The sequence below is a fragment of the Mucilaginibacter puniceus genome, assembly GCF_054783175.1.
The window spans coordinates 733,923-747,986 of record NZ_BAAGRB010000002.1 but is presented as its reverse complement, the minus strand read 5'-3'; the positions used below and the strand labels follow the sequence as shown (position 1 = coordinate 747,986).

Sequence of the window (14,064 nt, the reverse complement as noted above, 5' to 3'; positions counted from 1 at the left end):
CACTTTTGCCTTTTGAATTTTTACTTTTGACTTTACATGACCGCTGCCGAAATAATAAAGGATCTTAAGAACCGTAAATACAAACCTGTATACCTTTTACATGGCGACGAGCCTTACTTTATTGACCAGGTGAGCGATTATGTGGAGCACCACCTTTTACCCGAAGCAGAGAAAGGTTTTAACCAAACAGTGCTGTATGGTAAAGACACGGATATCATGACCGTATTAGGTGCATCCAAGCGTTACCCTATGATGGCCGACTACCAGGTAGTGTTGGTAAAAGAAGCGCAGGAAATGAAATGGGGGACTGAAGGCGATGATAAAAAAACCATCAACCCGCTGCAAGCTTATTTAGAGAATCCGCTGCCCAGCACCATACTGGTTTTTTGCTACAAGCATGGTAAGTTTGATAAGCGTAAAAAAACCTATAAAGCCATTGAAAAATCGGGATTGGTATTCGAGTCGGGCTCGTTATATGACAGTAAGATACCCGCCTGGGTAGAAGCTTATTTAGCAGAGAAAGGCCATAAAATAAACCAGCAGGCCTCCTTAATGCTGGCGGAGTATTTGGGTAATGACCTGAGTAAAATTGCAAATGAACTGGATAAGCTGATGCTTAACGTAGCCGCAGGGCAGGAGATCACCCTGAGGCATATTCATGATAATATTGGAATTAGTAAGGAGTATAATGTATTTGAGCTGCAAACCGCCCTCGGTAAAAAGGACGCGTTTAAGGTTAACCAGATCATTAACTACTTTGAAGCTAACCCTAAAGCTAACCCTATAGTATTGGTGTTAGGCAACCTCAATAACTTTTTTAGCAAGGTATTGGTTTATCATTATGTAAAAGATAAATCGCCCCAAAACCTGGCACGAGAGATAGGGGTGAGCCCTTACTTTGTAAAAGACTATGAGCAAGCCGCACGCAGCTATCCGTTAGGCAAAACCATGCAAATAATAAGCTACCTGCGCGAGTACGATGTAAAAAGCAAAGGAGTTGAATCAAACACCGACCACGGCGGATTGATGAAGGAATTGATGTTCAAGATATTGCATTGACATTCAAGCGAATTATTTTATATAATTCATAACAAAATCAAACAACAAACGTATAGTATATATATAGCGCCCTATTATACCTCGTATCCCTGATAATGCACCAACCCGGCATTTTATCGCGCATCATCTTTAAAACTCAACATTATGAAAAAGGTAAGTATTATTATGATTGTCATCGGTATTGCTCTTCTGCTATTTGGTATATTTTTTTATGGCCACAAAGTAAACATGGTTGACAGTGGAGGTTCGTCAACTATTACAACCTTAAATGGAAATTGGTCTGTTGAGATACCTGCCTATTTCGGGGGTGTAATGTTATTATTGGGTTTAATATTTTTTTATATCGATAGGGATATCAAGAGCAAGCATTACCATGCCTAAGGCCGGCGACTGATGTTTAAGATATTGCATTGAGCGTTCCAGGTGTTCCATTTTTTGTGAGTGGAACACTTTGGAACACTTTGTTGTTCAATTATGCGCGGTTAAATGATTTGATGTTTACGATATTGCATTATAATTGTTGAAATGAATAGTTTAACCCAATTTAAAGAATCGCTTAATGCAGAACGGCCCGATGCAGCGATGACTCCACAACTAAATAGTTTATGGTATGATGGTAAGGGCGACTGGCAAAAAGCGCATGATCAGGTTGATCATTTAAATGACCAGGCCTCAGCATGGGTACATGCTTACCTGCACCGTAAAGAAGGCGATACATGGAACGCCGACTATTGGTATAGGCGGGCAGGCAAAACCCGCCCCAATATATCTTTAGATGAAGAGTGGGAACAGTTGGTTTTGGAGTTTATTTAAAGTGAAAAGCTTGTACGCTATTGCTTATCGATATTGTCACTGACAAAAGGGATAAATTAATCTAAAAGGATATTGTGGGCTTACGATAATTTATTAGATCTTTTGTTCGGCCAGTAATAATGCTATAGCTAACTTTTATTTTTTGCTTTTGAAGGAACTCAGCGAAAAACTTAAGGTAGTCAAAAGGCGGTTGTTTGGAAGCCAATTTCAATAATTCCGTACCGACCCTTGTAAATAAATAAAGGGGAATTTGAACTTCAGGCGTATTCGCATTTTTTTCACCTAATACGATTGTGGATCCAAATATGAAACCTTTTTCATGCGTTGTTGGGGTGTTCTGATATTTTAGATGTATTAAATCTCCAGGCTGTATAATTCCAAGTTCGACCATTAGCGTTATTTCTGGGAATGAAATATTAAATTTAGTTCTTAAATCTTCATTACTCCCTCTAAAAATAAAATACACACCATCGGCTTCTATCGCAAAGTTTGCGATTTTTATAAATGTAGTAGCCTCTTCTTTACTTAAATTTCGGATTACTTCAAGCGTTCTTAGTGAATAGGATTTAGGTTGTTTAATCTCCCCAGCAAGTATTTTACCCCATATTGCTTGCATTTCTTCATTTGAAACGTCTTCAACTATTGAAAAAAATCGCGAAGTCCAGTCATCATCTACAGGTTCAGGAGTAATTAAGTCTTCATTTTTTAATTCATCAGAAGCAAAGTTTGTTATTTTCTCAACATTAATTTGTCTCTTTTGTGATTGATAAGTTTCGCGTTCATTAGCTCTTTCGTACAATGATTTAACTTCATCTATATCTTCTTCGATCCCAACATTTACCTTCAACTCGTTATTATCTAATTTATTGATAGGTTCTTCAGGTAATAATTGTTTCTGATTGTTTTCGAAATAATTTTTTGTTGCTTTTCCAACCTCATTTCGGATAATATTAGCCAGTTTGTCAAGGCCTGACATTCTTGAATCGTTCATGAATTAATTTTTTGTTTCTTGATTCATTAATTGGCCAACTCTTGTTAGTGACCATAAAGTTCTGCTATTTGAGTCTTCAAATTTTTTTACTGCACCTTGAGCCTCTAGTCCGTCAAGAATAAGGTCGACTATATTTTCCTTGTAATTTAACTCTTTGGCTATTCCTTTTGTGGATCTAAATTTATACTCCCCCTTAAATGATTTTATAATTTTGTTGACTTGTACCGGCATATCATCATCATTTAATTCAGTTTTTTGTATTAAGTCATTTAATGAGATATTATTTAGTGATTCATCATCCATTTCAGCTTCACTATCAACCAACGCGTCTATTTTTTCCTTGTTTTCTTTAAGATCTTGAGATGTTTTTTCCAATTTATCACTGGTGGAATTTACCAATTCTTGTGTTTGTTGTATTTCCTTTAACAGCTTATCTCCAATTGAATCTATAAATCTATCCGAAAAGTAACCAGCTATGAAACAGAAGCCAGCAAATACAAAATAACTATTATTGTCGAAATCGTTAGTTTGCCGAATTAAATTGCTTGATAGCATATTTAAAAATAGAGGTACTAAAATAGCTGCCCCTACCCCTGAGAGAATATAACGCCATTTGCTATCATTATTAGGTTGTATGGAAAATGAATATCTTAATGAATTAATATAACCAGCTAATCCGCCAATTATTACAATAAGAACGGTTAAAATTAATTCGTGTTGATATAGAGCTAATAAATTCATAATTATGTAACAAGGTTTAATCATCTAATTTAAAAATTATAATTGATTAGCATCTTAAAAAAGAAGTTTGAAGTTATTTATATAATTGTCTGTTATCAAGAAATTTAGCATAATGCAACATTGGTTAGTAAAAAGTGAACCGGTAAAATATAGCTGGGAAAAATTTAATAAAGATGGCCGCACCTTTTGGGATGGCGTGCGCAATTACCAGGCGCGTAACAACCTGCGCGAAATGAAAACAGGCGACCTGGTGCTGTTTTACCATAGTAATGATGGTAAAGAAGTAGTTGGCATAGCCAAAGTGGTAAAAGAAGCCTACCAGGACCCAACCACCGACGATAAAAATTGGGTTGTGGTTGACCTTTCGCCGGTAGAAACATTAAAGAATCCGGTAACCCTGGAAACCATAAAAGCCGACGAGCGATTAAAAGACGTGGGTTTGGTGCGCCAGGGCCGCTTATCCGTAATGGCCCTAAAGCGCGAAGAGTTTGATAGAATAGTGGAATTAGGAAGTTAAGAAAACAAATACATGAATTATAGAGATTTTAGAGGCACCAAAGTTGCCGAAGTGGGTTTAGGTACCTGGCAATTAGGTAGCTCGGAGTGGGGCAACGTAAACGAAGAAGATGCTTTTAGCATTTTACAAGCCTATGTAGATGCCGGCGGCAATTTTATTGATACTGCCGATATTTATGGCGGTGGGGTAAGTGAAAAGGTAATCGGTAAATTTTTAAAAACTACCGATAAAGAAATATATGTAGCTACCAAATTAGGTCGCCGCAGCGATGGCGAGTATGGCTGGCCACAAAATTTTACCTATGATGCCATGAAGCGCCAGGTAGAATATTCATTGAATAACCTTGGTATATCGCAACTGTTTTTAGACCAGTTCCATTGCATCCCTACCGAAGAAATGAGGGAAGGTAAGGTGTTTGATAACTTCCGCAAGTTACAGCAGGAAGGTTTAATTAAACATTTTGGTGCCAGTGTAGAAACATCTGAGGAGGCTTTGATCTGTTTAGAACAGGAGGGATTGGCATCACTGCAAATCATCTTTAACCTTTTCCGCCAGCACGTGGCCGATGAGATATTCGCGAAAGCAAAAGAAAAAAACGTGGCTTTGATTGTACGTGTACCATTAGCCAGTGGTTTATTATCGGGCAAGTTTAATGAGCAAACCAGCTTTGATGAAAAGGATCACCGTAATTTTAACGCCAATGGCGAAGCCTTTAACGCCGGCGAAACTTTCTCGGGGGTTGACTTTAAACAAGGCATACAATTGGTTAATGAGATCAAAGCCATATTGCCCGATGACCGTACCGCGCAATGGGCCATCCGTTGGATATTGGATCACCCGGAAGTTACTACCGTTATACCGGGCGCGACCAAGGTAGCGCAAGTACATAGCAACGTTGGCGCATCAGCATTACCATCATTACCTTCTGAAACCTTTAACGAGTTACGGAAGCTGTATGACGAAAAAATTTATAATTCTATCAGGGGGCATTTTTAACCGGTCAGCCGCTGATCGAAAGCAAAGGGCTGGGTGCTTATAATTTTCACTAAACCAGCGTTTTTATGTAACGGGTTAAGCAGGTAATTAAATTCTTCTTTAACAATAGCCGAAGGCACCTTTAACAAAAGGTGCTTTTGTTTTAATAGGAAGTCGTTGCCAATTTGCTTAAGGCTGTTATGCTCGGGGTATTCGTTCCAGTTTTTAGGTAGTTGCGCAACTTTTACTTCCAATATATCATCCGGAGCCTCAATGGTCATGATGCAAAAATTGGTCGGCAAATTAGTCGGGCTTAAATGAACCAGGGCTTCTAACACCGCCAATGATCGGGAGGAGGCTAAGTATACCATGGAGCGGCCCTCACTGTTCCACCGGCCGCCGTATAAACGCGCACCCGTTCCAGATAAGTCGGCAAAAGCACATTTAACAATACGGTACAGTATCATCAGGCAAAAATACCGTACTCAATACGGCCCAACTCTTTAAAAACCATATCAAAACCTATAGATGTATCTAAAAGAGAAACAGGTGCTTCGCCTTTAAAAACATGCAAAGGGGTTTTCATCCAGGTTTTAAATTTATCTAACGAGCCAAAAACCTCTTCGCCGCGGGTATATAAGCGCGCCAGCTCAATAGCCTTTTCGGCGTACTCGGTTTTGATGATAGTATTATCCTCGTAGCGTTGTAATGTACGCTCACTGATGTGCATGATATTGGCAAACTCCTGAAGGGTTAATGATATTTTTTTGGCCAGCGCCATTAACGAATGTTTGGGCAAACCCTGGCGTGATGTTTCCAATATATCAAAATCATTCATCAGGGTATATTGCCCTGCCGAACGTCCAAACAACCCGCTAAATAAGTTAACAGAAGCCTGGTAAGCTACCATTGGCTCATTTAGTTCATTGGCATTTGGCCCTGATATTTTGTACTTCTTTTCAGACATCAGTACAAATATAATGCATTAATGTCGTAATCTAAAATTATTCGGCAACAATTAAAAAATAATTTTTCTTGCCTTTTTGCACTACCAAAAACTGATTATTGATAAGATTTTCAGTATTGTAGATATCTTCGCCCGCTGCTATTTTCACTTTGTTGATAGCAACACCACCTCCTTGTATCATTTTTTTAGCCTCGCCTTTTGATGAGAAAACTGATGTGTTGCTTGCTAATAAGTCGATGGCATTGATACCCTGCTTTAAATCAGCTAAAGCGATAGTATATTGAGGTAAACCCTCAAACAAGCCTAATACTTCGTCTTTGTTCAATTCGTTCAAAAACTCAATACCGGTATTGCCAAATAAAAAGTCGGATGATTTAATGGCTTTTTCATATTCTCCCTCGCCGTGTACGCGTATGGTAATATCTTTTGCCAGTGCTTTTTGTAGTGTGCGTAAATGTGGCGCTGCATCTTGTTCAATTTCTAAAGCCTCAATAGTGGCTTTATCAAACAAGGTAAATATCCTTATATAGTTTTTAGCGTCAACATCACTGGTATTTAACCAAAATTGGTAAAACTGGTAAGGCGATGTACGTGCAGGGTCTAACCAAACAGCGCCACTTTCGGTTTTGCCAAATTTGGTACCGTCAGCTTTTTTTATCAGTTGAGTGGTCAAAGCAAAGGCCTCGCCTGCATCTTTACGGCGAATTAACTCCGTACCGGTAACAATATTCCCCCACTGGTCCGATCCGCCCATTTGCAATACACAGTTATGGTTTTTCCATAAATAGTAAAAATCATAACCTTGTACCAATTGGTAAGTAAATTCAGTGAAGGACATGCCGGTATCGCCTTCTAAGCGCTTTTTTACCGAATCCTTAGCCATCATATAGTTAACGGTAATGTGCTTGCCTACATCACGTATAAAGTTTAAAAAGGTAAAGTTTTTAAACCAGTCGTAATTATTAACCATTTGGGCGCTGTTGGCACCGCTGTTAAAATCTAAAAATTTCTCCAGCTGTTTTTGTACCGATGCCAGGTTATGGTTCAAAGCCTCTTCTGACAATAAATTACGCTCGGCTGATTTTCCTGAGGGGTCGCCCACCATACCGGTAGCACCGCCAACCAACGCATAAGGTTTATGGCCCGCCCGCTGAAAATGTATCAGCGTCATTATCTGTGTTAAATGGCCCACATGTAATGAGTCGGCAGTAGGGTCAAAACCAATATAGCCGGAAGCCATCCCCTTGTTTAAAAGGTCCTCGGTACCGGGCATAATATCATGCAGCATGCCTCTCCAGCGTAGTTCTTCAACAAAATTCATGGTATAATTATCTTATATCCCGTTAACAATCGGGATGGCAAAGATAATAGAATAGTGTAAAAACTGTTTTTAAATAAGACAAAGGCAGTTCAAAAAATCAACTATTTTTTGTATTTTGGGGCATACAGCACTATGAATTTTTTATCGCATTACTATTTTGACCGGGACGAAACTAACTGTTACCACATATTAGGTACAGTACTGCCTGATCTTTTGAAAAATGCCGATAAAACCATTGTCCTTCATCCCGAAAAATTAAAACATACCGATCCGGCTATAAATGCCATTATAACCGGCTGGAACAAACATCTCGCTGTCGACCGTTATTTCCATTCGTCTGAGTTTTTTTTGCATCACTCACATCAACTCAAACTATTGCTGGTACCTGTTATTGAAAGCTCGCCGGTTAAACCTTTCTTTTTAGGGCATATTGGGTTAGAGTTGATATTGGATAACCTATTGCTAACTACCCAAAAACTAAGCGTGCACAATTTTTACGATCAATTACAGGCATGTGATAATGAGGTAATAGCCGAATTTTTAGCTTTTGCAGAGCTAAATGATGATACCCGTTTCTTTAAGTTTTTTGGAGGGTTTAAAAACAACGCGTACCTGCATACTTATGCAGATACTCTGCAGGTTGCCTATGCCCTTAAACGGATATGTATGCGTGTATGGACAGACCCGTTTACACCTACACAAGAAGTTGCAATTAGCGAGGTTGTGTTAGCATACAGGCAGTTATTACTGCCCAATTTCATGGAAATCTTTAAAGAGATTGAAGCCCAATTAGCTGGTCAGTAATAAATAATTTACGCAAATACACCCATATATACCCTTTAAGCTACCAAAAACACTTAAAAATCAGCATTTAACAGCAAATTAATTTTTTTGAAATAAAATTATATCCCTACCTTTGCAGTCCCAATTAGAAAATTGGGAAAAGGAGATAAATTATTTAATGGCAAAAAAACAAGAAGCAGAAAAAGAATTAAAAGCTAAACAAGCTGAACTGGAAACAGTTGAAGCAAATGGCAAAAAGGAAACAATTGAATCAGAAGCTGATTCAATTTCTATCGAAGAGATCAAATCTCAAATTTCAACAGCACCATTTGAAGATTTCGACTGGGATGCTGATGATAAAAAGTTTGGTAACTACAGCGATACCGAGCGTGAAAAAATGGAGAAATTGTATGATGGAACTTTCAGTTCGATCACCAAAGGCGAAATTATCACCGGTACGGTTGTAAATGTTAACAACAAGGATGTAGTATTAAACGTTGGATTTAAATCTGATGGTTTGGTATCTGTTTCTGAATTCCGTGATACACCTGATCTTAAAGTAGGTGATACCGTTGATGTATTTGTTGAATCACAAGAAGATGCTAACGGACAGTTGGTACTTTCTCGTAAACGCGCAAAAACTCAAAAATCATGGGAGCGTATTAATTCAGCTTTAGATAACGATGAGATCATCACCGGTTTTGTGAAGAGCAGAACTAAAGGTGGTTTGATTGTAGATATTATGGGCGTTGAAGCCTTCTTACCAGGTTCACAGATCGACATTAAACCTATCAGGGATTACGATGTGTACGTTGGTAAAACAATGGAATTTAAAGTTGTTAAGATCAACCACGAGTTTAAAAACGTAGTGGTATCGCACAAAGTGTTGATCGAAGACGATTTAGAAAACCAAAAAACCGAGATAGTTGCTAAACTTGAAAAAGGACAAGTATTGGAAGGTACCGTTAAAAACATTACCGACTTTGGTGTATTTATTGACCTTGGTGGTGTTGACGGTTTATTACACATTACTGATATTTCATGGGGACGTATTGAGCACCCAAGAGAAGTATTAGCGTTAGACCAAAAGATCAATGTAGTTGTTCTTGACTTTGATGACGAGAAAAAACGTATTGCTTTAGGTTTAAAACAATTAACATCACATCCTTGGGCTAGCCTTGACGATACTATCGTTGTAGGTTCAAAAGTTAAGGGCCGTATAGTTACCGTAGCTGATTACGGTGCTTTCTTAGAGATCATCCCGGGTGTTGAAGGTTTGATACACGTGTCAGAAATGTCATGGTCTCAAAACCTGCGTAACCCTCAGGAGTTCCTGAAAGTTGGCGACGAAGTTGAAGCACAAGTATTGACATTAGATCGCGAAGAGCGTAAAATGTCATTAGGTATCAAACAATTAACCCCTGATCCTTGGCAAAACGCTGCTGATAGATATGCTGTTGGTACACAACACGTAGCTACAGTTAAAAACATGACCAATTTTGGTGTGTTTGTTGAATTGGAAGACGGTATTGACGGATTGATCCACATCTCTGACCTTTCATGGTCTAAAAAAGTAAATCACCCTAATGAATTCACTAAAGTTGGTGAAAAATTAGACGTGGTTGTTTTAGAATTGGATGTTGAGAACCGCAAACTAAGCCTGGGCCATAAACAATTAGAAGAAAACCCTTGGGATACTTTTGAAAGCATCTTCACTATTGATTCAATACATGAAGGTACCGTATTAAAAGTAACCGAAAAAGGTGCTATTGTTGCTTTACCTTATGGTGTTGAAGGCTTTGTGCCAACCAAACATTTGGTTAAAGAAGATGGTAAGAGCATAAAAGCTGAAGAAGTAGCTGATTTCAAGATCATTGAATTTAACAAAGAGAACAAACGTATTGTTATTTCACATGCACGTATATGGGAAGAAGCCCGCGCTGATGCTCGTGTACAAGATTTCGAAAACCGTAAAAAAGAAGCAAAATCTGCTACTAACGCGGTGAAGAAAGTGAAAGATTCAGTAGAGAAATCAACTTTAGGTGATTTAAGCGTGTTAGCTCAGTTAAAAGAGCAAATGGAAGGTGCCGAAACTAAGGCAGCTACCAAAAAAGCAGCTAAAAAAGCCGAACCTGCTTCATCTGACGAAGCAGCTGAATAAGTTTAACTTAGCTTAATATACAAGCCCCGCGGTTACCGTGGGGCTTTTTTTATGCCCATGGTTTAATTTCCTTCAACTAATCTCTGATCACTAATCAACTAATCTCTAAAAAATTATTACCTTTGCCCAAATCCACCCAAACGATGCAAAACCTTACGCTGCTCGACGGTCAAAAATTTCAAATCACTATTCAGCGTTTATGTCGTCAGTTAATTGAAAATCATAATGATTTTTCTGAGTCGGTACTGATAGGCATTCAACCGCGTGGAATTTATCTGGCTAAACGTGTGGCCGAAGAATTACGTAAGATATTACCGGATAGTAAAATTGAGCAGGGCGACCTGGATATCACCTTTTACAGGGACGATTTCCGCAGGCGCGAATCGCCGCTGACGCCTAATGAAACCAATATAGATTTTATTATTGAAGGCAAAAAAGTGGTCATGATGGATGACGTGCTGTGGACCGGCCGCACTATACGCGCCGCGATGGATGCTATGCTAGCATTTGGCAGGCCCGAAAAGGTTGAATTGTTAACCTTAGTTGACCGCCGCTACTCGCGTCATGTACCCGTAGCTGCAGATTATGTAGGTATTGAGGTTGATTCTATTGCATCGCAAAAAGTGGTAGTAAGCTGGAAGGAAACAGATGGGGAAGACAAAATTGTATTGATATCAGAGAAGTAAACTAATGGCCGGATTAAGCACACGACATTTATTAGGAATTAAGGATTTGAATCGTGAGGATATCGAACTCATATTTGAAACAGCCGATAATTTTAAAACGGTTTTAAACCGCCCGATAAAAAAAGTCCCTTCGCTGCGTGATGTTACCATAGCCAATATATTTTTTGAAAATTCTACCCGTACCCGCTTATCGTTTGAATTAGCCGAGAAGCGTTTATCTGCCGATGTGGTAAATTTTGCAGCTTCCTCATCATCGGTAAGCAAAGGCGAAACACTGATTGATACGGTAAATAACATACTGGCCATGAAGGTGGATATGGTAGTAATGCGCCATCCTTATGCAGGGGCAGCTACCTTTTTATCTAAGCATGTAAAAGCACAAATAGTAAACGCCGGCGATGGCGCGCATGAGCACCCTACACAAGCCTTGCTGGATGCTTTCTCTATACGAGAAAAGTACGGCGATGTAGCCGGTAAAAAAGTGGTTATTGTGGGTGATATACTGCACTCGCGTGTGGCGCTTTCAAATATATTGTGCCTAAAACAACTGGGTGCCGAGGTTATGGTTTGCGGGCCAACCACATTGATCCCTAAATACATTAAATCGTTAGGCGTTAAAGTAGAACATAACTTAATTAAAGCCCTTAACTGGTGCGATGTAGCTAATATGCTGCGCATACAGCTGGAGCGCCAGGATATTAAATACTTCCCTTCGCTGCGCGAATACACTATGCTATATGGCTTAAATAAGCAAATATTAAACTCGCTGGACAAACAGATAACCGTAATGCACCCGGGCCCTATAAACCGCGGAGTAGAGATCACCAGCGATGTTGCCGACAGCAAGCAATCTATCATACTTGACCAGGTAGAAAACGGTGTTGCTATACGTATGGCCGTGCTATTTTTACTTGCCGGGCAAACTCCGTAACTTAGCGTTATGAAATTCTTGTGGGGTGTTTTGCTGTTGATATGTTGTCTTACCCTAACAGTTGATGCACAAACCCGTCAGCAACAAAAAACAGATTCGGTATACAGGTTGGTTAAAAAGGCATTTAACGAAAAAGATGTAAATGCTATATATGCGCTTGCAGGTGCAAATTTTAAAAAAGCCGTAGATTTTGAATCATTTCGAAATGTTGCCGAGAAGCAGCTGTTCCCACTGGGTGCTATAAGGCGCGATTCATTACTCAGTTTTAACAATAATAAAGATGCCACCTATAAAATTCAACTGGACGCGGTGACATTAAAGTTATTGATGAACCTGGATGAAAAAGATAAGCTGGAAGCGTTTGTATTTCAGCCTTACAATATTGTTGCTCTTAGTGATAAACCAAACAAAGTTGCTACATCAAATCCAATGCTTACTATAACCGATAAAATGGTAGACTCCATAGCGCGGTTATATATACAAAAGCAAAATACTGCCGGCTTAAGTTTAGGTATAATTAAAGATGGCAAGGTGAGTACTTTTAACTATGGCGAAACCACCAAAGGCAATAATAAATTACCTGATGGTAATACATTGTTTGAAATAGGATCTATCACCAAAACTTTCACCTCGATATTGTTAGCCTGGTATGTAAATCAGGGCAAGGTGAGTTTGAACGACCCGATAACTAAATTTTTGCCTGAACCTGCAGCGTCAAACCCTCAACTAAAGGATATTAAATTAATAAACCTAAGCAATCATACATCCGGCTTACAAAGTATACCAACAAATACCGAATTGCAAAGACCGTATGACCAGGCAAATCCTTATAAAAATTATAGCAAGCAATTGCTATTTGATTACCTGGCCAAATGTACACTTATTGCCAATCCGGGCGAAAAGTATGCCTACTCCAATTTAGCCCCGGGGCTATTAGGTATTATTTTAGAAAAAGTTAGCGGTAAACCCTATGAGCAAATGGTGGCTGAAATTATTACCCAGCCATTGGGTATGAAAAGCACCATTCAACATATATACCCTATGCTTTCGCCACGTTTTGCAACCGTGTACGACGAGGAGGGAAACCCAACTTCGCCATGGGATTTTGATGCCTTAGCGCCAGCCGGAGCATTACGATCAAGCATGAACGATATGTTGCTATATGTTAAAGCGAATTTGAACACTAAGGGTACAAGCCAACTGGATAAAGCTATTGACCTGACACATCAAATCACTTTAAATAATGACGCACGAATAGGCTTAGCCTGGCACATTATTGTAGTTGGAGGCGTTGATTATTATTTTCATAATGGCGGTACAGGTGGTAGCAGCAGCTTTTTAGCTTTTAATAAAAGCAAACAGTTAGGCGTTGTCATATTATCAAACGCTGCCGAAAGTACCGACCCGATCGGTGTTAGCCTGTTAAGAAACCTGCAATAAACCTAAATTGTTATACTATCCCCCGGTTGGTAAATTTGATGGAACTTAATACCCAACTTATCAAAGTGTTTGGTATAAGCCGCGTAGCGTTGTTTGATAAAGAATTCTTTAGCATATCCATCATGCACAGGCAATATCTGTTTGGGCTGTAATGCATCCGCGAAAGCTGCTATACGTGGTTCATTGGCAAAGGGGGCCATCGTTACCATAATTAGTAATTCTATACCCTTATATCTTAGTAAAGCATCTTCCATGGAGTCGACAGGGTGAAGCACCTTGTCATTAATTAACAAACCCGTCATTTGCGGCAGCGGGTTATCCATTATCAATTCATGTACTACCGTGAAGGCTTCCAATTTAAACGGCCCAACTTGCGATAAACCATTACACAACAAACAAAACGGAATATTATTCGTGGTTAATTGCTCGCCTACCTGTTTATTAGCTAACACCGTAGCATTGCTTAAAGCAACAATAGTTTGAAGGTTTTTAATATCCAGGTGGTCAGGATGAATGTGAGTAATGATAATGGTATTTACATCTGCAAACTGTTCAGGCTTTACTAATCCCTCGGCAAAAGTAATATTACCGGGATCTATCAATAGCTTATAGCCCTCCAACTCAAATAGCAAACAGGAATGCAGGTATTTAGATATTTTCATCATGTCAATATACTAAA

The 14,064-nt window shown here is 39.1% G+C and carries 16 protein-coding genes; 10 read left to right on the top strand and 6 right to left on the bottom strand.

Annotated features, from left to right (window positions below; translation table 11 throughout):
* Positions 1–36: 36 nt before the first annotated feature.
* The 3 genes from holA to ACYVJ6_RS10235 all read left to right on the top strand — a co-directional run bounded on the left by holA (position 37) and on the right by ACYVJ6_RS10235 (position 1,872).
* Positions 37–1,059, top strand: a complete 1,023-nt coding sequence (gene holA / locus ACYVJ6_RS10245) for a DNA polymerase III subunit delta (protein ID WP_460693965.1) — start codon at positions 37–39, stop codon at positions 1,057–1,059.
* Positions 1,060–1,203: 144 nt separating this feature from the next.
* Positions 1,204–1,440: a hypothetical protein gene (locus tag ACYVJ6_RS10240; RefSeq protein ID WP_460693964.1), complete on the top strand. Its 237-nt coding sequence runs from the start codon at positions 1,204–1,206 to the stop codon at positions 1,438–1,440.
* Between the two features lie 144 nt (positions 1,441–1,584).
* Entirely contained in the window at positions 1,585–1,872 is a 288-nt protein-coding gene (locus tag ACYVJ6_RS10235) for a hypothetical protein (RefSeq protein ID WP_460693963.1), read from the top strand.
* Between the two features lie 61 nt (positions 1,873–1,933).
* On the opposite strand, the gene ACYVJ6_RS10230 is transcribed toward ACYVJ6_RS10235, so the two are convergent.
* Both ACYVJ6_RS10230 and ACYVJ6_RS10225 read right to left on the bottom strand, forming a co-directional pair.
* A complete protein-coding gene (locus ACYVJ6_RS10230; RefSeq protein WP_460693962.1) occupies positions 1,934–2,863 on the bottom strand; it encodes a DUF2806 domain-containing protein in 930 nt (309 codons plus the stop codon).
* Between the two features lie 3 nt (positions 2,864–2,866).
* Positions 2,867–3,604: a YEATS-associated helix-containing protein gene (locus tag ACYVJ6_RS10225; protein ID WP_460693961.1), complete on the bottom strand. Its 738-nt coding sequence runs from the start codon at positions 3,602–3,604 to the stop codon at positions 2,867–2,869.
* A gap of 112 nt (positions 3,605–3,716) precedes the next feature.
* Between ACYVJ6_RS10225 and ACYVJ6_RS10220 the strand changes: the two genes are divergently transcribed.
* Positions 3,717–4,121, top strand: a complete 405-nt coding sequence (locus ACYVJ6_RS10220; protein WP_460693960.1) for an EVE domain-containing protein — start codon at positions 3,717–3,719, stop codon at positions 4,119–4,121.
* Between the two features lie 12 nt (positions 4,122–4,133).
* Complete coding sequence (locus ACYVJ6_RS10215) at positions 4,134–5,117, top strand: aldo/keto reductase (RefSeq protein ID WP_460693959.1); 984 nt, start codon at positions 4,134–4,136, stop codon at positions 5,115–5,117.
* On the opposite strand, the gene ACYVJ6_RS10210 is transcribed toward ACYVJ6_RS10215, so the two are convergent.
* Genes ACYVJ6_RS10210 through tyrS form a run of 3 tightly spaced genes read right to left on the bottom strand, consistent with a single transcriptional unit; the run spans position 5,114 to position 7,384 of the window.
* On the bottom strand, positions 5,114–5,563 hold the full coding sequence (locus tag ACYVJ6_RS10210) for an RES family NAD+ phosphorylase (protein ID WP_460693958.1): 450 nt from the start codon (positions 5,561–5,563) through the stop codon (positions 5,114–5,116). The two genes, ACYVJ6_RS10215 and ACYVJ6_RS10210, sit on opposite strands and share 4 nt — an antisense overlap.
* Positions 5,563–6,063, bottom strand: a complete 501-nt coding sequence (gene parS, locus ACYVJ6_RS10205) for a type II RES/Xre toxin-antitoxin system antitoxin (RefSeq protein WP_460693957.1) — start codon at positions 6,061–6,063, stop codon at positions 5,563–5,565. The genes ACYVJ6_RS10210 and parS overlap by 1 nt, the downstream gene beginning before the upstream one ends.
* A gap of 37 nt (positions 6,064–6,100) precedes the next feature.
* Entirely contained in the window at positions 6,101–7,384 is a 1,284-nt protein-coding gene (gene tyrS / locus ACYVJ6_RS10200) for a tyrosine--tRNA ligase (protein WP_460693956.1), read from the bottom strand.
* A gap of 132 nt (positions 7,385–7,516) precedes the next feature.
* Here tyrS and ACYVJ6_RS10195 point away from each other — a divergent pair, with 132 nt between their 5' ends.
* From ACYVJ6_RS10195 to ACYVJ6_RS10175, 5 genes are all read left to right on the top strand, one after another.
* The gene (locus ACYVJ6_RS10195; RefSeq protein ID WP_460693955.1) at positions 7,517–8,188 is read left to right on the top strand and encodes an ACP phosphodiesterase; all 672 of its coding nucleotides are present in this window, start codon (positions 7,517–7,519) and stop codon (positions 8,186–8,188) included.
* Positions 8,189–8,345: 157 nt separating this feature from the next.
* Positions 8,346–10,328 carry a 30S ribosomal protein S1 gene (gene rpsA / locus ACYVJ6_RS10190; RefSeq protein ID WP_460693954.1) on the top strand — a complete coding sequence of 661 codons (1,983 nt, stop codon included), beginning with the start codon at positions 8,346–8,348 and terminating at the stop codon, positions 10,326–10,328.
* A gap of 143 nt (positions 10,329–10,471) precedes the next feature.
* Positions 10,472–11,014, top strand: a complete 543-nt coding sequence (gene pyrR, locus ACYVJ6_RS10185) for a bifunctional pyr operon transcriptional regulator/uracil phosphoribosyltransferase PyrR (RefSeq protein WP_460693953.1) — start codon at positions 10,472–10,474, stop codon at positions 11,012–11,014.
* Between the two features lie 4 nt (positions 11,015–11,018).
* A complete protein-coding gene (locus ACYVJ6_RS10180) occupies positions 11,019–11,945 on the top strand; it encodes an aspartate carbamoyltransferase catalytic subunit (RefSeq protein ID WP_460693952.1) in 927 nt (308 codons plus the stop codon).
* 9 nt (positions 11,946–11,954) lie between these two features.
* Entirely contained in the window at positions 11,955–13,385 is a 1,431-nt protein-coding gene (locus ACYVJ6_RS10175; protein ID WP_460693951.1) for a serine hydrolase domain-containing protein, read from the top strand.
* Positions 13,386–13,387: 2 nt separating this feature from the next.
* Here the strand turns inward: ACYVJ6_RS10175 and ACYVJ6_RS10170 are convergent, their stop codons facing one another.
* Positions 13,388–14,050, bottom strand: coding sequence for an MBL fold metallo-hydrolase (locus tag ACYVJ6_RS10170; protein ID WP_460693950.1), 663 nt, complete (start codon positions 14,048–14,050; stop codon positions 13,388–13,390).
* Positions 14,051–14,064 lie beyond the last annotated feature (14 nt).